This window comes from Cryobacterium soli (assembly GCF_003611035.1).
In the GTDB taxonomy this organism is placed as follows: domain Bacteria; phylum Actinomycetota; class Actinomycetes; order Actinomycetales; family Microbacteriaceae; genus Cryobacterium; species Cryobacterium soli.
Window position 1 is genome coordinate 1,304,950 of sequence record NZ_CP030033.1, and the last position, 22,404, is coordinate 1,327,353.

The 22,404-nt window shown below is 69.0% G+C and carries 23 protein-coding genes and 1 tRNA gene; 8 read left to right on the plus strand and 16 right to left on the minus strand.

Going from position 1 to position 22,404, the window contains the following annotated elements:
- Window positions 1–5 precede the first annotated feature (5 nt).
- Window positions 6–1,079, minus strand: coding sequence for a redox-regulated ATPase YchF (gene ychF / locus DOE79_RS05920; RefSeq protein ID WP_066599136.1), 1,074 nt, complete (start codon window positions 1,077–1,079; stop codon window positions 6–8).
- 163 nt (window positions 1,080–1,242) lie between these two features.
- Here ychF and DOE79_RS05925 point away from each other — a divergent pair, with 163 nt between their 5' ends.
- Both DOE79_RS05925 and DOE79_RS05930 read left to right on the plus strand, forming a co-directional pair.
- Window positions 1,243–1,860, plus strand: a complete 618-nt coding sequence (locus tag DOE79_RS05925; protein WP_120337693.1) for an exonuclease domain-containing protein — start codon at window positions 1,243–1,245, stop codon at window positions 1,858–1,860.
- A gap of 99 nt (window positions 1,861–1,959) precedes the next feature.
- Window positions 1,960–3,285 (plus strand): DNA recombination protein RmuC, encoded by a 1,326-nt coding sequence (locus DOE79_RS05930; RefSeq protein WP_120337694.1) that lies wholly within the window; start codon window positions 1,960–1,962, stop codon window positions 3,283–3,285.
- A gap of 248 nt (window positions 3,286–3,533) precedes the next feature.
- Here the strand turns inward: DOE79_RS05930 and DOE79_RS05935 are convergent, their stop codons facing one another.
- From DOE79_RS05935 to DOE79_RS05970, 8 genes are all read right to left on the minus strand, one after another.
- Entirely contained in the window at window positions 3,534–4,418 is an 885-nt protein-coding gene (locus DOE79_RS05935) for an EamA family transporter (protein WP_120337695.1), read from the minus strand.
- 120 nt (window positions 4,419–4,538) lie between these two features.
- Window positions 4,539–5,057, minus strand: coding sequence for a pilus assembly protein TadG-related protein (locus tag DOE79_RS05940; RefSeq protein WP_120337696.1), 519 nt, complete (start codon window positions 5,055–5,057; stop codon window positions 4,539–4,541).
- 20 nt (window positions 5,058–5,077) lie between these two features.
- Complete coding sequence (locus tag DOE79_RS05945) at window positions 5,078–5,554, minus strand: hypothetical protein (RefSeq protein WP_120337697.1); 477 nt, start codon at window positions 5,552–5,554, stop codon at window positions 5,078–5,080.
- Complete coding sequence (locus tag DOE79_RS05950) at window positions 5,523–5,882, minus strand: TadE/TadG family type IV pilus assembly protein (protein WP_245977148.1); 360 nt, start codon at window positions 5,880–5,882, stop codon at window positions 5,523–5,525. Before DOE79_RS05950 ends, DOE79_RS05945 begins: the two co-directional genes overlap by 32 nt.
- A gap of 128 nt (window positions 5,883–6,010) precedes the next feature.
- On the minus strand, window positions 6,011–6,196 hold the full coding sequence (locus tag DOE79_RS05955; protein ID WP_120337699.1) for a hypothetical protein: 186 nt from the start codon (window positions 6,194–6,196) through the stop codon (window positions 6,011–6,013).
- Window positions 6,197–6,257: 61 nt separating this feature from the next.
- Window positions 6,258–7,193 (minus strand): type II secretion system F family protein, encoded by a 936-nt coding sequence (locus DOE79_RS05960; RefSeq protein ID WP_120337700.1) that lies wholly within the window; start codon window positions 7,191–7,193, stop codon window positions 6,258–6,260.
- A complete protein-coding gene (locus DOE79_RS05965; RefSeq protein WP_120337701.1) occupies window positions 7,190–8,050 on the minus strand; it encodes a type II secretion system F family protein in 861 nt (286 codons plus the stop codon). The genes DOE79_RS05960 and DOE79_RS05965 overlap by 4 nt, the downstream gene beginning before the upstream one ends.
- Complete coding sequence (locus DOE79_RS05970; RefSeq protein WP_120337702.1) at window positions 8,047–9,279, minus strand: TadA family conjugal transfer-associated ATPase; 1,233 nt, start codon at window positions 9,277–9,279, stop codon at window positions 8,047–8,049. Before DOE79_RS05970 ends, DOE79_RS05965 begins: the two co-directional genes overlap by 4 nt.
- Window positions 9,280–9,378: 99 nt before the next feature.
- Here DOE79_RS05970 and DOE79_RS05975 point away from each other — a divergent pair.
- The 4 genes from DOE79_RS05975 (at window position 9,379) to DOE79_RS05990 (ending at window position 11,774) form a co-directional block, all read left to right on the plus strand.
- Window positions 9,379–9,460: transfer RNA gene (locus DOE79_RS05975), tRNA-Leu, on the plus strand.
- Window positions 9,461–9,590: 130 nt separating this feature from the next.
- A complete protein-coding gene (locus DOE79_RS05980) occupies window positions 9,591–10,253 on the plus strand; it encodes a biliverdin-producing heme oxygenase (protein WP_120337703.1) in 663 nt (220 codons plus the stop codon).
- A gap of 3 nt (window positions 10,254–10,256) precedes the next feature.
- Window positions 10,257–10,934, plus strand: a complete 678-nt coding sequence (locus tag DOE79_RS05985) for a DedA family protein (RefSeq protein ID WP_120337704.1) — start codon at window positions 10,257–10,259, stop codon at window positions 10,932–10,934.
- Between the two features lie 111 nt (window positions 10,935–11,045).
- The gene (locus DOE79_RS05990) at window positions 11,046–11,774 is read left to right on the plus strand and encodes a DedA family protein (protein ID WP_425455715.1); all 729 of its coding nucleotides are present in this window, start codon (window positions 11,046–11,048) and stop codon (window positions 11,772–11,774) included.
- 15 nt (window positions 11,775–11,789) lie between these two features.
- Here the strand turns inward: DOE79_RS05990 and DOE79_RS05995 are convergent, their stop codons facing one another.
- From DOE79_RS05995 to murI, 4 genes are all read right to left on the minus strand, one after another.
- Window positions 11,790–12,710: a cation diffusion facilitator family transporter gene (locus DOE79_RS05995; protein WP_120337706.1), complete on the minus strand. Its 921-nt coding sequence runs from the start codon at window positions 12,708–12,710 to the stop codon at window positions 11,790–11,792.
- Window positions 12,711–12,825: 115 nt separating this feature from the next.
- The gene (gene rdgB, locus DOE79_RS06000) at window positions 12,826–13,416 is read right to left on the minus strand and encodes an RdgB/HAM1 family non-canonical purine NTP pyrophosphatase (protein WP_120337707.1); all 591 of its coding nucleotides are present in this window, start codon (window positions 13,414–13,416) and stop codon (window positions 12,826–12,828) included.
- The gene (gene rph, locus DOE79_RS06005; protein ID WP_120337708.1) at window positions 13,413–14,147 is read right to left on the minus strand and encodes a ribonuclease PH; all 735 of its coding nucleotides are present in this window, start codon (window positions 14,145–14,147) and stop codon (window positions 13,413–13,415) included. Before rph ends, rdgB begins: the two co-directional genes overlap by 4 nt.
- A complete protein-coding gene (gene murI / locus DOE79_RS06010; protein WP_066593959.1) occupies window positions 14,144–15,016 on the minus strand; it encodes a glutamate racemase in 873 nt (290 codons plus the stop codon). Before murI ends, rph begins: the two co-directional genes overlap by 4 nt.
- Before the next feature lie 178 nt (window positions 15,017–15,194).
- Between murI and DOE79_RS06015 the strand changes: the two genes are divergently transcribed.
- Window positions 15,195–16,427, plus strand: a complete 1,233-nt coding sequence (locus DOE79_RS06015) for a beta-ketoacyl-[acyl-carrier-protein] synthase family protein (RefSeq protein WP_120340190.1) — start codon at window positions 15,195–15,197, stop codon at window positions 16,425–16,427.
- 385 nt (window positions 16,428–16,812) lie between these two features.
- On the plus strand, window positions 16,813–18,150 hold the full coding sequence (locus DOE79_RS06020) for a nicotinate phosphoribosyltransferase (protein WP_181445863.1): 1,338 nt from the start codon (window positions 16,813–16,815) through the stop codon (window positions 18,148–18,150).
- Between the two features lie 24 nt (window positions 18,151–18,174).
- Here the strand turns inward: DOE79_RS06020 and DOE79_RS06025 are convergent, their stop codons facing one another.
- The 3 genes from DOE79_RS06025 to DOE79_RS21120 are packed head-to-tail and all read right to left on the minus strand — an operon-like array spanning window position 18,175 to window position 21,905.
- Entirely contained in the window at window positions 18,175–18,471 is a 297-nt protein-coding gene (locus DOE79_RS06025; RefSeq protein ID WP_120337710.1) for a DUF3039 domain-containing protein, read from the minus strand.
- Window positions 18,472–18,489: 18 nt separating this feature from the next.
- Window positions 18,490–20,064, minus strand: coding sequence for a hypothetical protein (locus tag DOE79_RS06030; protein ID WP_245977149.1), 1,575 nt, complete (start codon window positions 20,062–20,064; stop codon window positions 18,490–18,492).
- Window positions 20,040–21,905 carry an ABC transporter ATP-binding protein gene (locus DOE79_RS21120; RefSeq protein ID WP_425455689.1) on the minus strand — a complete coding sequence of 622 codons (1,866 nt, stop codon included), beginning with the start codon at window positions 21,903–21,905 and terminating at the stop codon, window positions 20,040–20,042. The genes DOE79_RS06030 and DOE79_RS21120 overlap by 25 nt, the downstream gene beginning before the upstream one ends.
- Window positions 21,906–22,404: the final 499 nt, after the last annotated feature.

Genomic DNA, 22,404 nt, shown 5'->3' on the forward strand with positions numbered 1-22,404 from the left:
AACGGCTATACGTTGAAGCGGAACTCCACGACGTCGCCGTCCTGCATGACGTATTCCTTGCCCTCGATGCGGGCCTTGCCCTTGGCGCGGGCTTCGACAACCGAACCGGCGTCGATGAGGTCTTGGAACGCGAAGACCTCGGCCTTGATGAAGCCCTTCTGGAAGTCCGTGTGGATGACTCCGGCGGCCTGCGGGGCGGTCCAGCCCTTGTGGATGGTCCAGGCCCGCGTTTCCTTGGGGCCGGCGGTGAGGTAGGTCTGCAGGCCGAGGGTGTCGAAGCCGATGCGGGCGAGCTGGTTGAGCCCGCTCTCCTCCTGGCCGGTGGAGGCCAGCATCTCGGCGGCGTCTTCTTCGTCGAGTTCGGCGAGTTCGGATTCGAGCTTCGCGTCGAGGAACACGGCCTGCGCCGGGGCGACGAGGGCGGCCAGCACGGCGAGCTTCTCGGCATCCTGCAGCACGGCCTCGTCGACGTTGAAGACGTAGATGAACGGCTTGGTGGTGAGCAGGCCGAGTTCGCGGATGGGCTCGACGTCGATCTTCGATGCCGACAGCGGCTTGCCGGTGTCGAGGAAGGTCTGAGCTTCGAGGGCGGTCTTGAGCACGCTCGGGTCGAGCTTGCGACCCTTGGTCTCCTTCTCGTACCGCACGATCGCCTTCTCCAGCGTCTGCAGGTCGGCGAGCACCAGCTCGGTGTTGATGGTCTCCATATCGCCGGCCGGGTTGACCGCACCGTCGACGTGCACCACGTCCGGGTCGGCGAAGCCGCGGATGACTTGCGCGATGGCGTCGGCCTCACGGATGTTGGCGAGGAACTTGTTGCCCAGGCCCTCACCCTCGCTGGCGCCGCGCACGATGCCGGCGATGTCGACGAACGACACCGGAGCGGGCAGCAGGCGCTCGCTACCGAACACCTCGGCCAGCTTGGCGAGGCGCGAGTCCGGCAGGTTGACGATGCCAACGTTGGGCTCGATGGTGGCGAACGGGTAGTTCGCCGCGAGCACGTTGTTCTTGGTCAACGCGTTGAAGAGGGTGGACTTGCCGACATTGGGCAGTCCGACGATTGCAATAGTAAGAGCCACGAGCATCCATCGTACCGGCTCTGCCTGTGTGCCGTTCTGCCGCATGTTTTCGCGGCACAACCGGTGTGCGGATGTGCCGGCGGGCGCCGAGCGGGAAGCGCACGTTCCATGGCGGCCCGCGCAGCGCGCCCGGCAGCGTCGGTGGCGCGTGAGAACATGAGGCGTGCCCGTCAACTTCACCGCCATCGATTTCGAAACCGCCAACTCCTCGGCCGCCTCGGCCTGCTCCGTGGGGTTGGTGAAGGTGCGCGACGGCGTCGTCGTCGACAAGATCGGCTGGTTCATCCGCCCGCCGCTGGGTCACGACGCGTTCCTGGAGTGGAACATCCGGATCCACGGCATCTACCCCGAGCAGGTCGTGGACGCGCTGAGCTGGTCCGAGCAGCTGCCCGATCTGGTGGACTTCGCCGACGGCGACGTGCTCGTTGCGCACAACGCGGGCTTCGACCTGGGCGTCATCAAGACAGCCTCGACGATCACCGGCATGACGGTGCCCGATTTCCGCTACGTGTGCAGCCTGCAGGTGGCCCGTAAGACGTACCACCTGGACTCCTACCGCTTGCCGGTCGCCGCCATGGCCGCCGGGTTCGAGGACTTCTCGCACCACAATGCCCTCGCGGACTCCGAGGCCTGCGCCGCCATCATGATCCACGCCGCCGACCGGCATGGAGCGGACACCATCGAGGACCTGGCCCGCATCTGCGGCGTCAACGTGGGCGTGATCGGCCCGGTCGCCACCCAGGAGCACCGCGCCACCCACGGCCCGATGGCGCTTAACTAGCCTCACCTCATCCGCGGCTGCGCGCCGACCGGCACGACTCACCCGGCGACGCGCGCACCGCCTCACAGCCGTGTCGGTGGCCGCTGTCAGACTGGCCGCATGGATCCCCTCGCGCTTCTCCTCGGTCTCGTTCTCGGTGCGGTTGTCGGCGCCCTCGTCAGCGCCATGCTCCTCCAGCGCCGCCGGTCGATGACCCCGGCGGGCGAGGACCCCGCCGTGCTCGAGGCCCGGCACCAGGTGGTGCTCGCCGAGACCCGTGCCCGGGAGGCGGCCGTGCAGTCGCTGCTCCGCGAAGAACTCGCGTCGATGCAGGCCACCGCAGACGGTCTGCGCGACCAGATCGCCGACCAGAAGCGGCAGTACCGTGAGATCACCGACCGGCAGCGCGACGACCAGGCGGCCCGCACCGAACGGGACCGGCAGGAGAGCCAGGTGCTGCAGGCCCTCGCCCCGGTCAAGGACAGCCTGGTGACCATGCAGCAGAAGGTCGCCGAGCTCGAGCAGCAGCGCAGCCTGCAGCACGGTGAGCTCACCGAGCAGCTGCGCTCCGCCACCGAATCCGAGGAGCGTCTGCGCAGCACCGCCGAATCCCTCGCCTCAGCCCTGCGCGCCAACAACACCCGCGGCGTCTGGGGCGAGACCCAGCTGCGCAGCGTGGTCGAGGCGGCCGGGCTCATCGAGCGCGTCGACTTCGACGTGCAGTCGAGCATCCACTCGGATGCCGGCGCCGGCCGGCCCGACATGGTCGTGCACCTGCCCGGCGGCAAGAACATCGCCGTGGACGCCAAGGTGCCCTTCACCGCGTTCCTGGAGGCCAGCCAGATCCCGGCGACCGCAACCGGTGCGGATGGCGCCCAGCGGGCCGTCTTCATGAAGGCGCATGTGAAGGCCGTGCGCGACCACGTCACGGCGCTGGGCAGCAAGGCGTACTGGCAGGGGCTCGACGCCTCCCCCGAACTCGTGATCGCCTTCATCCCGAGCGAATCGCTCGTCTCGTCGGCGCTGGAGGCCGACCCGTCGCTGATGGAGTTCGCGTTCAGCAAGCGCGTCGCCCTGGCCTCCCCCGTCACCCTCTGGTCGGTTTTGAAGACCGTGGCCTTCAGTTGGCAGCAGGATGTGCTCACCCACGACGCGCAGGTGCTCTTCGACCTCAGCCGCGAGCTCTACTCCCGACTGGCCACCACCGCCACGCACATCGAGAAGCTCGGCCGCGCCATCGAGCGCACGGTGAAGGACTACAACGGCTTCGTCGGCTCGATGGAACGCCAGGTACTGCCCACCGCCCGCAAGCTCAACGCCCTCGACGAGTCGAAGGTGCTCGCGCCGCTGGTGGGCATCGAGGAGGCGCCCCGGGAGCTCGTGGCCTACGAGTTCGTGGCCGCGCTGGAGACCGACGCGCTGGAAGCGATCCCCACCCGGGACTGAGCCGCTGGGCACCCCCGCGCCGGCGCAACTCACCGCGCGGCCGGGCCCTCGGGCGCCGTGCGGGTGTGTCGCGAGTTGCTGCGAATTGCCCTCTCCGCGTCCCCGAAGCGGCATCTTGCCGCGAGTCACCGAGGAACTCACTCACGAGTCGCCGCAAAGTGCCCTCTCAGCGGTGCCGACGGGGACCTTTGCGGCAACTCGACGTTGAGCTTTCCCTCGAACGACGGGCCCAGCCCAGTGTTGCGCCGCTACGGGATGGCGCGGGCGGTGCGCTCGATGTCGGAGACCGGTTGTTCGCGCTGGGTGGCGATCGCGGCACCGGCCGCTCCGCACACCACGAGGATCGCCAGCTGCTGCTGCAGCAGGAGCACCTCGCCGAGCACCAGAACGCCGAAGATCGCCGCAACGACGGGTCCGAAGCTCGTGATGATCGCGTACAGCCTCGGGGTGATGCGCCGGAGAATGTACGTGTCGAGCGTGTACGGGAACGCCGACGACAGCAGCCCCACCGCCACGAGCAGCCCGATGACGCCCCAGTCGAGCTTCGAGTAGTCCACGGTGACGACTGCCACCGGAACGAGCAGCACCAGGCTGACGAGGCTGGCGATGGTGATGCCCTCCAGGCCGGGCAGCTGGGTGGCCACCCGGCGGGTGAGCAGGATGTAGCCGGCCCAGGCCGCCGCTGCGGTGAGCGCTAGGGCGATGCCGAACGGGTCGAGCGTGCCATCCGACCAGGTGAGCAGGAACACCCCACCGGCGGCGGCCGCGGCGCAGACGAAGTCGAGCGCCCGGCGGGAGGCGGCGAGCGCCACCGCGAACGGGCCGAGGAACTCGATGGTGGCGGCCACGCCCAGTCCGAGCCGGGCGACCGACTCGTAGAAGGTGAGGTTCATCACCGCCAGCACCACACCGAGGGCCAGCGCCGGCCAGATTCGGGCCCAGGTGAAGGTGACGAACTTGGGCCTGTAGAACGGCAGCACGGCCACGGCCATCACGAGCTGGCGCACGGCCACGACGACCGGGGAACCGACCATCGGGATGAGCAGCCCGGCCAGGGACGAGCCGTAGTTGATGCTCACCTCGGTGACGAGTTGGGCTCCGGCGCCGGTAAGGCGGTCACGCTTGGCTGTCACTGTTCTCCCCCACCGCCGGATGCGGCACTCTGACGAGAATACCGGCCCGGCCGCACAGGCTGCCCACCGATCAGGCCACTGCGGCTGCTTCGTTTCCCAGCTCCGGCATCCGGCCGAGGCTCACCCGAACACCGACCGCGCCACGGCGGTCACCTGCACGGGCAGGCCGTCGGGCACGAACAGGGTCAGCACCGGCGGGCGCCACCAGGCTTGCAAGGTGATCGTGGCGCTCTGGCCGTCCACCGTGGCGGCGCGGGTCAGCGTCAGGTCTTCCAGCCCTGGGTGGCTGGCGGCGGCGAGGTATCCGGTAGCGGCGGCGTGGATCTCGGGGCTGGTCAGCGCGGCGTGCAACTCACCGGATTCGATCGCAACCGCGTCGAGGTCGAACGATTCGGCTCCGGCGAGGGCCGCACCATCCGCCAGGGTGAAGAGCTGCTTGCGCTCGAGGTAGAGACTGGTCGCCGCCACGACGATCAGCACCACCGCAAGGGCGAGGACCCCGTAGAAGATCGTGAGCAGCAGTGTGGAGCCCTCCTCGCCGCGCTGACCCCGGATGAGCTGGATCGTCTGCCGCCCGAGCGTGTGTGCCCGGAACAGGAATCGTCGGCTCGGGTCTCTCCGTGGCCCCCGCAGTCGCATCCCCCGTCGCCGCACCGGCCTCACCCCTCATGCCAGAACCGGGACACGGTCTGGGTCGCCGATGCCTCCAGCGGGATGCTTCCGCCGCGAGACCGTGTGAGCACCCCGGGCGTGAACGGCAGGTCCACCTGCACCCGAACCGTCACGGTCACCATGCTGCGCCGGAACAGACAGTCTCCCCCGGCCCCACACGTGATGCTCACCTCTGCGGCGTCAGCGTCGATCCCGTAGTCGGCCAGGCCCACCAGCACGGCACGTTCGGCGCGCGCCACGGCGTCGGCCGGAGTGGGCGCCAGCACGTACACGCGGGCGGCCTGTCGTGCGGCGCCTTCCACAGCGAACGCCCCGCCCTGCAGCACCGACATCGCCAGAATCAGGTAGACCAGCGGAACGAGAAGGATCAGACCAGCCGTGATGAACTCCAGCGAGGCCGAGCCGGTCTCGTCCGTGAGCACCGATCGGCGCTCACCCGCCAACCGAGCCCTCCACGACGGCATGCCCCTCCACCTCCAGCCCGTCGGTCACACCCAACAGCCCGAACAACGGCAGCGGGGCCACGACCCGCACGCGGACGCCCGGCTGACCCGCGACCGTCGCGAAATCGGCCGTCACGTGGGCGGCGTAGTCCGGGCCGAGTGCCGCTGTGATCAGGTCCCGGCTGCGCTTGGCGCCCTGGCCGAGGCCGCTGTCAGCTAGGGCGGCGTACCGGGCGCCCTCGGCCGCGGCATCCAGCACGGTGTTGCGGATGTGCAACGCCAACGCCAGCTGCAGCACCGCCAGGGTGAGACCCGTCAGCAGGGCGCCCACCATGACGAACTCGGCCACCGCCGTTCCACGCTCGGCGTTGCCCCGCCGAGCGATTCGACGAAGGGCCGCGCCACGGTCGGCGCCAACACGTTCGGCAGGACCCCGGGCGGCGCCACGGATCCTGCGGCGCACGATCATGACGCCGGTCAGATGCCGCTGACCCGGTTGATGGCCTGCTCGAAGATCCCGCTGAGCGCGGGCCCGGCCAGACCCCAGATGATCATCACCAACCCAGCCGTCATTAATGTGATCAAGACCCATCCGGGCACATCGCCCCGGTCGTCGTGCAGTCCGGCGCGGAAACGGTTGTACAGCGGGGTGGTGAGGCTCACGGTGTCCTGCTTTCTCTGGGGTGGTGCACGAACGGAACGGGATGGTTCGGGTCAGAAACGTCTAGAAACCTGCCTGCAGCACGAAAAGGCCGGGGAAGATCGCGAACAGGATGGTCATCGGCAGGATCAGGAAGACCAGCGGCACCATCATGGCCACCTCCTTCTTCCCGGCGGCCTCGAGTAGGGTGCGCTTGGCTTCCTCACGGCCGTCCTGCGCCTGCGCCCGTAGTACCTCGGCGAGCGGAGATCCGCGGTCGATCGCGCCGACGACCTGGTCCACGAAACGGGTGAGCGAGGTCAGCCGCATCCGCCGGGACAGTTCGGTGAGCGCCGTGGTGACGGACACGCCCGCGTGCACGTCGTTGATCAGCCCGGCGAACTCCCGCGACAGCTCCCCCGATGTGCTGCCGGACACCCGGCGCAGGGCGTCGAGGATGCCTTCGCCGGCCGCGAGCGACAGGGTCAGGAACTCGAGGATGGTGGGCAGTTCACTGTCGATGCGGGCCAGGCGCGCCGTGGCAGCCCGTTTGAGGACCGTGTCGCGCAGCACGACACCCGCCGCCGCCGCCGTGACGGGCGCAGCGACCTGCACGATGAGCGGCCACCCGCGGCCGAGTGGGGTGCCGACCACCACGAGAAGCGCGCCCGCCGCGGCGATCAGGGCCCACGCGAGTTGCTCCGACCGGAACGCATCGACAGTGCGGGTGGACCCGGATTGCCGCAGCCGGCGCTCCACGGCGTCTGCGCCACCCAACGCGCTGGCGAGGGCCTGCGCGAGCGACCCGAATACTGGCGAGAAGAGCGTTCCCAGCACCGGAATCGGGTCGATGGAACGGCGGCCGACGAACACCCGAGCCTCCCCGGACACATCGAGAAGGTACGGGGCCAACCTGTGGGCGAGCCGGGGCCGGCTCAGCCGGGGCGTGAGGCTCACCAGCGACCAGAGCCCGATGCCGAGCACCGCGCCGAAGAACGCACCCCAGGCCAGCGCGGTCATTGGAACCACCGCCGTTCCTCGGGCAACCGGCCCAGCGCGAGCATCACCCGGTAGGCCAGCACCGAGACCGTGAGGCCGCCGAGGATCACGACGGTACCCGCCGCGGTGTTGAACGCCTGCGCCGCCTCCGGCCGGGTGCTGATGAGAACCAGCACGATCCACGGGGCCGCCACCCCGAGGCGCGCCGCGTTCACCACCCAGGACTGCTTGGCCTCCACCTCGGCGCGCACCGCCGCATCCTGCCGTAACCAGCTGGACAGACTGCGCAGCACCACGGTGAGGTCGCTGCCGCCCACCTCCCGCGCCATACGGAGGGTTTCCAACAGCCGGTCGGCGAACGGGTCGGCGAGGGACGACTTGAGCGTGTCGACGCAATAGCCGAAGTTGCCGGTGGCCCGGTAATCGCGTTCGAACTCGGCGAACGCCACCCGGGTGGGCACCGGACCGGACTGCGCCAGGCTGCTCACCGCGTCGGGCAGCGCCAATCCCGAGCGCACGGCGGAAACCAGGTGGTCCACGACATCGGGCCACACCGTGCGGTTGAGCCGCCGCCGGGCCCGCGCCCGCCAGAGCACGATCAGACTGGGCAGGACCAGCCAGAGCACCCCGGCCACCACGGTGAGAGCCCGCACCCCGAGGATCGCTTCGGCGAGCGCCGCGGCCGCCACCGCCAGAACCCAGGAAACCGTCGCGAACACCGACAGCGGCAGCCCGCCCAGGCCGGCCTGGGCAAGTCGGGCCCGCCAGCCATCCGTCAGCCGGTTGCCGCGCCGGCGTGTGGTGGCGGACGGCCAGAGGAACGGCGCGCTGAGCAGCACGAGTCCGGCACCCAGGAGACTGCCCAGCACAAGGGTCATGCCGCTCCCCTCCGGAGCACGTCGGCCGGGTCCAAACCGGCGGCGCGGAATTTGGCGAGCTTGGTGGGGAAACCGCCGGTGTGCTCGAGGACACCATTCGTCATCTGGAACAGCGGGCTGGCCTCGATCGTGGCGCCGCTGAGCTGGCCGCTCGGCGCGATGATCTCGGTCACCCGGCGCCGGCCGCGCCCGTCCATCTCGCAGTGCACGACGATGTCGATGCAGCCGGCCACGGTGGGAAGCACGAACGACGAGTCGATGTTGCGGCCGGCCAGGAGCGGCAGCGTCGACAGCTTGGCCAGCGCGTCCCGTGCACTGTTGGCGTGGATGGAGCACATACCCGGCAGGCCGCTGTTCAGCGCGATGAGCAGGTCGAGGCTCTCGGCCTCCCGCACTTCGCCCACCACCAGCCGGTCGGGCCGCATCCGCAGGGATTCCTTGATCAGCCGGCGCAGGGTGATCTCGCCGGTGCCCTCCAGGCTGGGCTGCCGGCACTGCATGGCCACGACGTCCCGGGCGGCCACGCTCAGTTCGAAGGTCTCCTCCACCGTGATGATGCGTTCGGTGCGCGGCGCGGCCGCAAGCAGCGCGTTGAGCAGGGTGGTCTTGCCGGTCTGTGTCGCCCCGCAAACCAGGATGTTCTGCCCGCCTCGCACGCACACTCGAAGGAACTCGGCGGCCGGCTGAGTCAGGGCTCCCAGGGCCACGAGCTGGGCGAGATCGCGGATGCGCCGGGTGAACTTGCGGATGTTCACCGACCAGAACCGCTGGGTGATGTCCGGGATCACCACGTGCAGGCGCGACCCATCGGGCAGGGATGCGTCGACGAACGGGGAGGACAGGTCGACGCGGCGGCCAGAGGCCTGCAGCATCCGTTCGACGAGGTCGCGCACCTCGCGCTCCGTCAGCACCATGGTCGTCAGCTCCGGAACGCCGTCTCGGGCCACGAACACCCGGCTGGGCGCGTTGATCCAGATCTCCTCGATGTCGGGGTCGTCCAGGAACGGCTGCAGCGCCCCGAACCCGGTGAGGGCGGCGACCACCTCACGGGCGGCCTGGAACTCGTCGGCGAGCAGAGGCGCGGACCCGCCGAGGGCGCGCTCGCTGTACCGGCGCACCTCGTCGCGCACATACTGGTCGGTGAGGGTGCCGTCGCCGGCCAGATCGACGCCGTCGCGGCGCACGCGGAGCCGCACCTGCTCGGTGATGATGCGCACGGCCTCGCTCATACAGGCATCCTGCTGCAGAAGCCCCGAGGCGCGTGCGAGTTATCCACAGGGGCCGTTTCAGCACCGAAACAGCGGGCACTCTAGACTGGAGCCGCACTCGCGGGAGTGGTGAAATTGGTATACACGCAGGTTTTAGGTACCTGTGCCGGAAGGCGTGAGGGTTCAAGTCCCTTCTCCCGCACCGACGGGCGTCGGCGTCAGCACACAGGAGCTGAACGGCTCCGCTGCCACCGAGAAATATTCTCAATTCTGGCCACTCGATTCTGCTTAGGTTAGGATTGCCTTACTCGTCCTCCAGCAGATCGGTTCCCATGACCGCGACCCACGGCACCACCCCGCACACCCTGGACCAGCAGCCCAGCCTGGCCGAGTACCTCCGGGCAAGTTCCAGCGGTCAGCACCGCGACACCGAGACCCGGTCCTTCATCACCGAGCTGATGAGCGGCCACCTCTCGCTCGAGGACTACACGCGCTACCTCGGCCAATACGCCTGGGTCTATGAGGCGCTCGAACAACTCGTCGACAGGGTGTCCCAGATCGACCATCTCGATCTCTTCGATCCCGACCTTGAGCGGCTGCCCGCCATCGAGAGCGACCTTGCCGCACTCGGCGTGCGGGACTGGCGCCACGAACATCCGCCGCTGCCGGCCACGACCGCGTACATCGAACACCTGCAGTCGCTCACCAATGCCGACAGCGTGCGCTGCCTGGCGCACCACTACACCCGCTACCTCGGCGACCTCTCCGGCGGGCAGGCCATCGCCTCGCTTGTGGCCCGGCACTATGGCGCGGAGCCCGAGCAGCTCGGCTTCTACAGGTTCGACGCGATCAACAACATCGTGCAGTACAAGCGTGCGTACCGGGACCGGCTCAACGCCCTCTCGCTGGCGCCCGCCGACGTGGACACCCTCGTCGCCGAGGTCGATGCGGCGTTCACCTATAACGGCGCGGTCTTCGACGGGTTGGCGAACTAACCGATGCTGCGCACGGCGGCACTCGACGGCCAGCTCAGCGATTTCCTCGCGAGTACCGGCGTTGTGTTGTTCTACCTGCTGGTCTGGGCGCTCGTGTTCGCGGGCACCGCCCTGTTCCTGGGCGTCTTCATCCCGTTCATCACGGGCGACTCCCTGCTCTTCGGCTCGGGGCTGGTGGCGGCGTCGAGTTCGAACCTCAACATCGTGGTCCTCGCCGTCGGCATCGGAATCGCCGCGTTCCTCGGCGACCAGGTGGGATTCCTGCTCGGCCGCCGCTACGGCCGGGGATACCTGGACCGGCGCGGCGGACGCCGCACCCAGCTGGCCATCGTGAAGACGGAGTCGTTCTACCTCAAGTACGGCTGGTGGGCCGTGGTGGTGGCGCGCTTCATGCCCTGGGCGCGGGTGTTCGTGCCCGTCGTGGCGGGCGTCGGACGGATGAACTACTACAAGTTCCTCACCAGCAACGTGGTGGGAGCGCTGGCCTGGGGCGTGGGCATCACCCTGACCGGCTATTACGCCGCTGCCATCCCTGGGGTCAAGAGTGCGGCGTATGTGATCGCCGCGTTCTTCATCACGGCGTCGATCGTCTTCGGCCTGCGCACGTGGCTGGCCGACCGCGCCCAGACCCGGCTCGAGGCTCAGACCAGTACCGGTCCTCACAACACTTTGGGGGGTTAGCCCACCCCTTGATCAGGGTTTCCGGCCGGGTTTACGCGATAACCTGTAGCGACGCATGCGATCACCGCCGACTGGCCGATCTAGCCGCCGACGACTGGAGTTTTCTTCGTGATTAACACCGCACTCATCCCGTGGCTCGACCCGGAGATCCTTATCAACGGATTCGGGCCGTGGGCTCTGCTGGGCGTCTGCGCGATCGTCTTCGCGGAGACGGGCCTCCTGATCGGATTCCTGCTTCCCGGCGACACTCTGCTGGTGATCACCGGTCTGTTCGTCTTCTTCGACATCATCAAGATCGATATCTGGTGGGTCGCCCTGGCCATCGGAGGCGCCGCGTTCGTCGGCGGCGAGGTGGGCTATCTGATCGGCCATCGCCTCGGCCCGCGGGTGTTCGAGCGCAAGGAATCCGGGCTCTTCAGCGTCAAGAACGTGCAACGCACCAACGCCTTCTTTGTACGGTTCGGCGGCTTCGCCGTGATCGCCGCCCGCTTCGTGCCGATCGTGCGCACCTTCGCCCCGGTCGCCGCGGGAGTGGGGCACATGGACTACCGCAAGTACAGCCTGTACAACTTCATCGGCGCCATGATCTGGGGAGCCGGGCTCACCTTCTTCGGCTACTTCCTGGGCTACATCCCGCCGCTGGCGGACTTCGTCCGCGCCTACATCGACCTGATCCTGCTCGGCGCCGTGGTGCTCACACTGCTGCCCACCATCTACCACTACGTGCAGTCGATGGTGAAGGCCCGCCGCGAGGCCCGCGCCGGCGTCGTCGACGGCGAGAAGCTCGTGCTCGACCCCGAGACCTTCGACACCAACAACGACGGCAAGCACGAGGCCTGAGCCCCTCCCGGCCGGTCAGCGGTGCGAGTGCAGCGTGTGGTCCGCATCCGCTGCGTGGTCGGCCGGTTCCAGCTGGAACGTTGAGTGCTCCACGTCGAAATGATGCGACAGGCACTCGGACAGCTCGCTCAGCAGCTCTCCCGCCCGGCCTGAGGCGAGCAACTCCGGCTCGACGACCACGTGAGCGCTGAACACGTGCGAGCCCGACGTGATGGCCCAGACGTGCACGTCGTGCACGGCTACGACCCCAGGGGTGTCCTGCAGGTGCTGCCGGATCTCCTGCACGTCGGTGTCGGCGGGCGTCGACTCGCTGAACACCCGCACCACGTCGCGCAGCAGGCCGATCGCCCGTGGCACGATCATCGCGGCGATCACGAGCGAGGCGATGGAGTCGGCCTGCGCGAATCCCGTGGTGAGGATAAGCACGGCCGCGACGATCACGGCCACCGAGCCCAAAGCATCCCCGAGCACCTCGAGATAGGCGCCGCGCATGTTGATGGAGCCGGCAGCCGCCGGGCGCAGCAGCAGGATGCCCACGACATTGGCGAGCAGGCCGATCACGGCGACGACGAGCATCGGCATCGCCAACACCTCGGGCGGGTCGCCCTGCACCAGCCGGTTCACCGCACCGACGACGACGAACCCGGCGACCACGAGCAGGATGAGGCCGTTCAGCATGGCCCCGAACACCTCGGCGCGCTGGTAGCCGAACGTCTGCCGGTCGGTCGCCGGGCGGGCCGCGACGACCGTGGCCGTGAGCGCGATGATGAGGCCGGCGAGGTCGGAGAACATGTGGCCGGCATCGGCCAGCAGGGCAAGGGAGCCGGTGATCCACGCGCCGATGACCTCGGCCACGAGCACCACGCTGACGATGCCGATCACGATCGACAGACGCGACCGATTGCGCGTTGACGAGGATGCGTGATCGTGGCCCATGCCTCCACGGTACGAGCCTGCCGGGGCGAAAGCGAGCCCCGCCGCTAGTTGGGAATGAGTGCCGTTCTCAGCTGGCCGAGACCGGTCGGCGGTCCCGAGCGAATTGCGAGTCGGATCAGCCCAAAAGCTCAGTGAGAACGGGGCCGAGCGCGGCGAACGCGATGGCACGGTGGCTCTCGGCATTCTTCACGTCGGCCGGCAGCTCGGCAGCCGAGACATCGTGGCCGTCAGGCTGGAAGATCGGGTCGTAACCGAATCCGCCGCCGCCGGCCGGGGCGTGCAGGATGCGGCCCGGCCACTCCCCCGTGACAGAGCGCTCCACACCGTTCGGGAGGGCCAACGCGGCCACACAGGTGAAGTGCCCGGCACGGTGCTCGTCGGCCATGTCGCTGATCTGCCAGAGCAGCAGGCGCAGGTTCTCCTCCGAGTCCCTGGCGGGGCCGCCCCAGCGGGCGGAGAAGATGCCGGGCGCGCCGCCCAGCACATCCACGCAGATACCCGAGTCGTCGGCGATGGCCGGCAGCCCGGTGTGCACGGCGGCGGCGCGCGCCTTGATCAGCGCGTTCTCGGTGAAGGTGGCACCGTTCTCGACCGGCTCCGGCCCGTCGTAGGCCAGAACCTCCAGGCCCGGGAGCATGGGGGCGAGGATGCGGCGGAGTTCCTCGACCTTGTGGGCGTTATGGGTGGCGAGAACGACGCGCATCAACGGCCCAGCGTGGTCTTCTGCAGGTCGGTGAGCGTGATCGCCCCGCCGAGGGCGAGGTCGAGCAGCGAGTCGAGTTCGTTGCGGTCGAAGGGGGCGCCCTCGGCGGTGCCCTGCACCTCGATGAACTTGCCCCGGCCGGTGACGACGACGTTCATGTCGGTCTCGGCGCGCACGTCTTCGGTGTACGCCAGGTCGAGCATCGGCACCCCGGCGATGATGCCCACCGAGACGGCGGCGACGCTGTCGGTGAGCGGCTGGGCCTTCTGGGCGATGAACTTCTTCTCCCGGCCCCACTCGAGGGCGTCGGCGAGAGCCACATAGGCGCCGGTGATGGCTGCCGTGCGGGTTCCGCCGTCGGCCTGGAGCACGTCGCAGTCGATGACGATGGTGTTCTCGCCGAGCGCCTTCATGTCCACCACGGCGCGGAGGCTCCGGCCGATAAGGCGGCTGATCTCGTGGGTGCGGCCGCCGATGCGACCCTTGACCGATTCTCGGTCCATCCGGGAGTTCGTGGAGCGCGGCAGCATCGAGTACTCGGCGGTGACCCAGCCCTTGCCCTTGCCGGCCATCCAGCGGGGCACACCGTTGGTGAACGACGCCGTGGCGAGCACCTTGGTGCGACCGAACGAAATGAGGGCGGAGCCTTCGGCTTGCTCGCTCCAACCGCGTTCGATGGTCACGGGACGCAGTTGGTCGTTGGTGCGGCCATCGGCACGCAGGATGTCGGTCACGGGTTCTCCTTGAAAAGACGCGGGGTGGTGGACGATGCGGCCAGTCTGGCCACCTCGCTGAGACTGATGGTGCCCGTGGCGACGAGGTCGACCCTGGAGATCTCCGGACCGAGCAGGCGGTGGGCAAGGCGCAGGAAGTCGTCGGCGCTGTCACCGGTGGCTTCGTAGCGATAGCTGGGCGGTGCGGTTTCAACCCGCTCGAGGTGCTGGCCCACCAGCGTGCGGTAGACGTCGTTCGCGGTCTCGGTGTGGCTGGAGACCAGCGTCACCGCGTCGCCCATCACGTAGGAGATCACGCCGCGCAGGAACGGGTAGTGGGTGCAGCCGAGCACGAGAGTGTCCACGTCGGCGGCCTTGAGCGGGGCGAGATACTCCTCGGCGACCCGCAACACCTCGGCTCCGGTCGTCACCCCGGATTCGACGAACTCGACGAAGCGCGGGCAGGCCTGCGAGAACAGCTGGATGTCGGTGGCCGCGGCGAACGCGTCGTTGTAGGCGCGCGAGTTCACGGTTCCGGCTGTGCCGACCACGCCCACCCGTTTGTTCCGCGTGGTGCCGACCGCACGGCGCACCGCGGGCTGGATCACCTCGATCACGGGGACGCTGTAGCGTTCCCGGGCATCGCGCAACACGGCGGCCGATGCGGTGTTGCAGGCGATTACCAGCAACTTCACATCTTGGGCCACCAGGTCGTCGAGAACCTCGAGCGCGTACTCGCGCACGTCGGCGATCTTCTTCGGCCCGTAGGGCGAATGCGCCGTGTCGCCGATATACAGGATGGACTCGTTGGGCAGTTGGTCCTTGATGGCCCGGGCGACGGTGAGCCCGCCGACGCCGGAGTCGAAAATCCCAATCGGTGCATCCGTCACAACAATCAAGCCTAACCGGGTTCGGCATTTCACCATGCGTGACACCGCCATATGCCCAGAACGCTCCAACGTACGTGGGGCTGCATATACCCGTAACTACACTCGGCATATGGGCCAGGCCAACCAGGCAGAGCCGCACCGTAAGACGTCCCTCGTGCCGTCTGAGGAGATGATCGTCATGACTGATCGCGTCGTAATCACCGGACTCGGGGCCCTCACACCGCTCGGTAATTCGTGGACCGAGACCTGGGACGGCCTCACCAACGGCCGCAGCGGAGTGGCTCGCATCACGCAGTTCGACGCGACGGACCTGCCCACTCAGATCGCCGGCGAGGTCAAGGGGTTCGACCCCGTCACCCGCATGTCGGTCAAGCAGGCCAAGCGCGCCTCCCGCGCCTCGCAGATGGCCATCGCCGCGGCCCGCGAGGCCGTCGCCGACGCCGGCTTCGGTCCGTCGATGGAGGGCATCCACACGGCCGTCATCGTCAACAGTGCGGTCTCCGGCTACGCCGAGATCCAGGATGCGACCGAGCACGTCAACGCCGGCAGCCCCCGACGCATCTCTCCCCGCTTCGTGCCGTCGTCCCTGATGAATATGGCGGCCTGTGAGATCGCCATCGACCTGGGCGTGCACGGCCCGGTGAACGCGAGTGCCCTGGCCTGCGCCAGTGGCGCCTACGCTCTGCTCGAGGCCCGCACCATGCTCGTCATGGGCGACGCCGACGTCGTCATCGCCGGCGGCGTCGAAGCGGCCATCACCCCGGTGATGTTCGCCGGCCTCAATGCCATGCACGCGGCCTCCACCCACAATGAGGAGCCCACCGAAGCCAGCCGCCCGTTCGACGCCAACCGCAACGGCCTCGTCTTCGGCGAGGGCGCCGTGGTGTTCGTCATGGAGCTGCTCTCGCACGCCACGGCCCGCGGCGCCCGCATCTACGCCGAAGTGCTCGGCGGCGCCCTCACCAGCGACGGCTTCAGCATCGTGGCCCCCGACCCGTCCGGCCAGTACGCCAGCCAGGCGATCACCCGGGCCCTCGACCGGAGCAAGCTCAACCCGGCCGACATCGACATGATCGTGGCCCACGGCACGTCGACCCAGGCGAACGACAAGGCCGAAACTCTGGCCATCCGTCACTCGTTGCGGCACTTCGCCGACAAGATCTCGATCACGGCGCCCAAGTCGATGACGGGGCACATGATCGGTGCGGCGGGGGCGCTGTCCGCGCTGATCGGCGCGCTGTCGATCAAGAACGGCATCGTGCCGCCCACCATCAACCTGCGCACACCCGACCCGGAGTGCGGACTGGACTACACGCCGCTCACCGCGCGGATCCAGCCCATCAAGCACGCGCTGGTGAACGCGTTCGGCTTCGGCGGCCAGAACTGCATCGTCGCCTTCGGCGCGCTCTAAGCCGCCTCCGGTAGCCCGAGGGTCGCCCGTTCCGGGCGGCCAGACTCGCCGTAACGGCCCCTTCAGATCGTGTGAAGGGGCCGTTCCGTTCGTTGCATCCCCCGGCTGCGGCCGCCGCGACTTGCCGCATAACGCCCTTTCGGAGGCGACGAAGGGGCACTTTCCGGCAAGTCAGTGAGATTTCCTTCGCCGACTTGCCGGAAGATGCCCTTCTGAAGGCCGAGACGGGGCACTTTCCGGCAAACCACCAAGGCGGATGGAGTGGAGCGGCGCGCGGGCGCCCAGGCCGGGCGGGAGGGCAGACCGGCGGCCGGGCGGGCGGGCAGGCGGGCGGGCAGGCGGGCAGACCGGCGGCCGGGCAGGCCGGGCGGCTAGGCTTGCCCGCGTGACCGAGTCTTCTGCGCTACGAACCGACCGCTACGAGCTCACCATGGTGGATGCCGCCATCCAGAGCGGAACCGCGAACCGGGAGTGCCTGTTCGAGGCCTTCGCCCGGCGGCTGCCCGCGGGCCGGCGCTACGGCATCGTCGCCGGCACCGGCCGGCTGCTCGACCTGGTCCGCGACTTCCGCTTCGGCGACGCCGAGCTCGACTGGCTGCGCGACAACAACGTGGTGCGCCCGCCCACCCTCGACTGGTTGGCGGACTACTCGTTCAGCGGCAACATCTGGGGCTACCGGGAGGGTGACGCCTACTTCCCCGGCTCCCCGCTGATCCAGGTCGAGGGCACCTTCGCCGAGTGCGTCGTGTTGGAGACCCTGATCCTCAGCGTGCTCAACTACGACAGTGCCGTGGCCAGCGCCGCCGCCCGCATGGTGTCGGTCAGCCTGGGCCGGCCGCTGGCCGAGATGGGGTCCCGTCGCACCGGCGAATACTCGGCCGTGGCTGCCGCCCGAGCCGCGTACATCGCGGGGTTCGCGGCCACCAGCAACCTCGAGGCCGGCCGCAGCTGGGGCATCCCCACCATGGGCACCGCCGCGCACTCCTTCACCCTGCTGCACGACAGCGAGGAGGACGCCTTCCGCGCCCAGGTCGACGCGTTCGGCGCCTCCACCACACTGCTCGTGGACACCTACAACATCGAGCGCGGCATCGAGCTGGCGGTGCAGGTGGCCGGCACGGGCCTCGGGTCGATCCGCATCGACTCCGGCGACCTGCCGACTGTCGCGGCGGCTGCCCGCGCCCAACTGGACTCGCTGGGCGCCGTGAACACCGGCATCACCGTCACCAGCGACCTCGACGAGTTTTCCATCGCCGCGCTGTCGGCCTCACCGGTGGATGCGTTCGGAGTGGGCACCTCGCTCGTCACCGGTTCCGGGGCCCCGGCCGCCGGCATGGTCTACAAGCTCGTGGCGCACAAGAACGCCGACGACGAGTGGGTGTCGGTGGCCAAGACGTCAGCGTCGAAGGCCTCGGTCGGCGGCCGCAAGAACGCCCTGCGCCGCCTGGACGCGGCGGGCATCGCCCAGGAAGAAGTGGTGCTGGTGGACGACGATGCTCCCTCGGCCGATGCGGCGACGGATGCCGCCGCCCGGCCCGGCAGTGCCACGGAGCGGTCGCTACTGGTGCCGCTCATGCAGGCCGGGGTGGTGGACGAACGGTACCTGGGCGCATCCGGCACCCGGCTGGCCCGCGAACAGAACGCCGCGGCCATGCGGGAACTGCCCGTGGACGCCTTCAGGCTGGGCCGCGGTGACGCGGTGATCCCGACGGTCTTCGGCTGAGCACCAAACGACCCGCGCGGCGGGTCAGTCCTGCTTCATCTTCTCGTAGATGGACTTGCAGGTGGGGCACACCGGGAATTTCTCCGGATCGCGCCCCGGCAGCCACTTCTTGCCGCACAGCGCCTTGACCGGCTTCCCCGTCATGGCGGACTCGAGGATCTTGTCCTTGGGAACGTAGTGGGAGAAACGTTCGTGGTCACCCGGTTCGATCTGCTCCTGGCCCAGCAGTTCCTCGAGTTCACGGTCGAGGGTGGACGTTCCGCCACCGGTTCCGGGGCCCCGGCCGGGCTCTGCGATGCTCGCTCGAATGTCGTGTGTCATGGAATCAAGTGTATGCAGCTACGCGCGCAAAGCGGAGGAGAGCATCTCCGGCCCACGACGTTCGAAGGTCCGTGAGCCGAGCCAGACGCCGCCGACGAGCATCACGAAGCCGATACCGAGGCCCCAGTACAGCGCGGGCAGGTTCCAGAGCGGGTCGACGAAGATTCCCAGCACCGCACAGACGATGGCCGGCAACGCGACGATGATCGATCCGACGAAGGTGAGCGACTGGATGACCGCCGCTGCGGTGTCGGAGGACTGGGGCTGCGCGAAGGGGCTGTCGCCGGGCTTCGTGGCCGGGTACGGGAACCGGGCCGAGGTGAAGCTGGAGAAGCCCAGGCCCGCCAGAAGGATGCACGTGCTCACGCCGAGCACACCGGGCAGGACCGCCCAGTCGCCGTAGACGCTGACACTGATGGCCGAGCCGAGCCCGATCAATGGGATGCCGACGAAGAAGGCGGGCACCAAGCGGCCGACCCGGTCGGCGAACCCGCGGGGTCCGGAGACCACGTGCAGCCAGATCGCGGTGTGGTCGTAGGCGACGTCGTTGTGCAACGTCCAGCCGAGGAAGACGCACATGAGCGGCACAGGCACCAGGGCCAGGTACTCGATGGGCATCCCCGCAAACGCGAGCGGCAGGATCACCAACACCGGCACGATCGGAATCATGATCAGCGACACCCAATAGCGCGGGTCGCGTCCCCAGTAGGTGATGCTGCGGGCGGCGATCGCCCCGACCGGGTTGTGCGGCATACGGTCGAACCAGCCCAGGCCGCCGTAGGCCCTCGCCTGAGCCTCCCGGCCGGGGCTCACGAGCATCCGGGCCACCAGACCCTGCCAGGCCAGCCAGATCACGTACAGGGTGCCTGCGGCGATCAGGAGGCGGAGGAATGACGTACCCCAGTCCCCGGCGGCTGCGTCGCCTGGCACGGCCCACGCGGCGCCCAGCGGCGTCCAGCCCAGGATGGCCGCGAACCCGCCGAGCAGGTCGAGGCCGTACTTGCTCCAGTCCACGTTGACCAGCAGCACCACGACGGGCGTGATCATGACGATCAGCAGGATGCCGACGATGCCGGTGAACTCCCGCGACCGGCGGGTGGAGAGCAGGAAGGCGGCGATGGAGGTGCTCACCCGGGACGCAAGCATGCAGGTGCCCAACAGCAGTGCCGCCGCGATGATGGCGAACAGGGTCTCCCCCACGCCACGCGACCAGGTGACGATGGTGCCCAGAAGCACCAGAGTCAGAGTGGTCGCCGGTACGCCGACCAGCGATGAGATGGCCAGCCCCAGGGACAGGTCCTTGGTCGGGATGCCCAAGGTGGAGAACTTGCGCGGGTCCATGCTGTCATCGACGCCGAAGACCAACGGCACGAGGATGAAGCCCAGCACAACTATCGAGCCCACCACGATGAGCCCGTCACGGATGGTGCCCACATCGTCGACAAATCGGAACGCGACGAGCATTGCCACGAGGGCCGCCGCCACGAGCAGCCCGTAGATCAGGCCAAGCACGACCCCCACGACCTGCCACGGGCTACGCCGGAAGAGATTGGCGAGGAGCCTCAGTTTCAGTCCGAGAAATTGTGCAACCACTCCAGGCCCTCCGCAACCTTTCGTCCGCCGGCCAGGTCGACGAAACGTTCTTCGAGCGACACGTTGCCACGTACCTCGTCGATCGTTCCCGAAGCGAGGACCGAGCCCTGCACAATGATGGCCACGTGGTCGCAGACCCGCTGGATGAGATCCATGCCGTGGCTGGAGAGAATGACCGTGCCCCCGGCGGCGACGTAGCGCTGCAGGATCTCGGTGACGTTGACCGCTGAAACCGGGTCGACCGACTCGAATGGTTCGTCGAGCACCAGCACGCGCGGCGAGTGGATCATGGCACAGGCCAGGGCGATCTTCTTGGTCATGCCGGCCGAGTAATCGGCCACCAGACGGTTGAGAGCGCCCTCGAGACCGAAGGCGGCGGCCAGGTCGGCGGAGCGGGTGCGCACCGTCTCGCTCTCGAGTCCCCGGAGCACGCCGGAGTAGTAGAGCAGCTGGGCGCCGGTGAGGCGGTCGAAGAGGCGCAACCGGTCGGGCAGCACACCGATAGTGCGTTTGGCGGCGACGGGGTCGGCCCACACGTCGATGCCGTGCACATGGATGGAGCCCGAGTCGGGCCGGAGCAGCCCGGTGATCATGGACAGTGTCGTGGTCTTGCCCGCTCCGTTGGGGCCGACGATGCCGTAGAACGAGCCCGACCGCACCTCAAGGTCTACTCCCGCCACGGCGACGTTCTGGCCGAAGCGCTTGTTGAGGCCGCTCACCGCGATCTCCACGGGAGCGGAGTCGCTGACGATCGTGGCACCGGTGCGCGGCGGCAGGGGCTTGCGCAGCACGGGCGCGACGCGCGGAGTAGTCGTTGCGGGCTTCTCCGCGGGCGTCGTGGCTGCGTCGACCAGGCTCACGGGGGTGGCACCGGTCGCCGGTGCGAGATCGACAGGCGACGACGTATCGGTGGCGATTCCGGCGGCGTCCGACTCTGCGTTGGCATCATCGGCAGCAGTGACGGCAGCGGAAGCGGCAGCGGCAGCAGGGGCTTCGGCGGGGGTCACGGCGGCATCCCTGCCGCCCAATCGCGGCAGCCGCCAGAACGGGCGGCGCGCGGCGGGTGCCGAAGCGGCGTCGGCGACGGGCGCTCGCACGACCTCGACGCTCTCCTCGTCGGCCGGGTCGGGGGTGACACTGAGGATGCGGGTGGCGTCGTCGTCGGACGCAGAGTCCGTCAGGTCCGACAGCACGACGGAGGGCGGGTCTTCCTGGGACAGCTCGGCGCCGGGCGGGTCGTCGGTCCCGCCAACGGCGGGCACGGTAGCCGGCTCACTCACAGCGGACGATGTGGATTCCGGGGCCGTGGCTGCGGCTGCGGCTGAGTCAGCGGCAGGAACGGCAGCGGCAGGGGCCTCGCTGGCCGGTACGGCGGCCGTCGACGCCTTGCCGGTTGCGGTCGACGACTCACCGGATCCGGCGGGGTCGGAATCGTCCGTCCCGGCAGCCGCAACAGCGGCGGCACGCGCGGCAGCCGCGGCGGCCGTGCGAGCGGAGGTGGCAGCGGCGCGCGCCGCAGCCGACTTCGCAGCGGCGGCCTTGGTGGCCGCGGTGCGGGCGGCCCCGGCCTTGGTCGCCGACTCGGTCTTCGCTGCCGCGGCCTTGGCTGCGGCAGCCTTCGACGCCGCCGTGCGGGCGGAGGTGGTGCGAGCCGGGGTGGTCTTGGGCTTCGTGGCGGCGGGCTCCCCTGCCGCGGCTCCGGACGCCTTCGCCGGGCCGTCGTCGGTGCCTTCGGCCGCAGCCGCAACAGCCTCAGCAGTGTCGGCCGTGGACGTGGTGGTTGCCGGCAGCCGGGTGGCCTTGGCTACCGGCGACGTGCGCGCGGCCGGGGTGCGGGTCACGGTGACGCGCTCGGCTGCAGTGGCCGGCGCGTTGGTCGCCGAGTCGCCCGTCGTTGCAGAGTCAGTCGTTGCAGAGCCAGTCAGTGCAGAATCAGTCGACGCAGAATCCGTCGACGCGGGAGCCGAGGTCTCGGAGCCCGATGTTTGCGGCCGGGCGCCACCCGTCGAGGACGTCTTCGCGGCGGCAGAGCTGCGTGCAGCCGTGCCGGCTCGCGGTGCAGCCGGCTTGCGCGGCGCGCGCGTAGTACTGCGCACGGGTTTGGCCGGAGCCGCCTCGTCAGACGCAGATGTGGCCGAACCGGACCCCGCGGTGGCGGACTCGGGCGTGCTCGGCTTACGGACGGGGGCCTTACGGGGTGGCTTGGCTGCGGTCTTCGGCGCGATTTTCGGCGCGGCGCTCGTCGCAGAAGCAGTCTGAGGGGGGCGGTCCGCTGGGGTGCCGCTTTCGACGGCGATACCCTCGCGTTCCGGCTCCGTATCGGGAACGCGCAAGACCGGA

Excerpts from the sequence above, each read along its gene's own strand:
- DOE79_RS06015 (WP_120340190.1), top strand. The coding sequence starts at position 15,195 with ATGACTGATCGCGTCGTAATCACCGGACTCGGGGCCCTCACACCGCTC.
- DOE79_RS05960 (WP_120337700.1), bottom strand. The coding sequence starts at position 7,193 with ATGACCGCGCTGGCCTGGGGTGCGTTCTTCGGCGCGGTGCTCGGCATC.
- DOE79_RS05930 (WP_120337694.1), top strand. The coding sequence starts at position 1,960 with ATGGATCCCCTCGCGCTTCTCCTCGGTCTCGTTCTCGGTGCGGTTGTC.
- DOE79_RS05940 (WP_120337696.1), bottom strand. The coding sequence starts at position 5,057 with ATGCGACTGCGGGGGCCACGGAGAGACCCGAGCCGACGATTCCTGTTC.
- DOE79_RS05985 (WP_120337704.1), top strand. The coding sequence starts at position 10,257 with ATGCTGCGCACGGCGGCACTCGACGGCCAGCTCAGCGATTTCCTCGCG.
- DOE79_RS05945 (WP_120337697.1), bottom strand. The coding sequence starts at position 5,554 with ATGCCGTCGTGGAGGGCTCGGTTGGCGGGTGAGCGCCGATCGGTGCTC.
- DOE79_RS06025 (WP_120337710.1), bottom strand. The coding sequence starts at position 18,471 with ATGACACACGACATTCGAGCGAGCATCGCAGAGCCCGGCCGGGGCCCC.
- DOE79_RS05965 (WP_120337701.1), bottom strand. The coding sequence starts at position 8,050 with ATGACCCTTGTGCTGGGCAGTCTCCTGGGTGCCGGACTCGTGCTGCTC.
- DOE79_RS05995 (WP_120337706.1), bottom strand. The coding sequence starts at position 12,710 with ATGGGCCACGATCACGCATCCTCGTCAACGCGCAATCGGTCGCGTCTG.
- DOE79_RS05980 (WP_120337703.1), top strand. The coding sequence starts at position 9,591 with ATGACCGCGACCCACGGCACCACCCCGCACACCCTGGACCAGCAGCCC.
- DOE79_RS05970 (WP_120337702.1), bottom strand. The coding sequence starts at position 9,279 with ATGAGCGAGGCCGTGCGCATCATCACCGAGCAGGTGCGGCTCCGCGTG.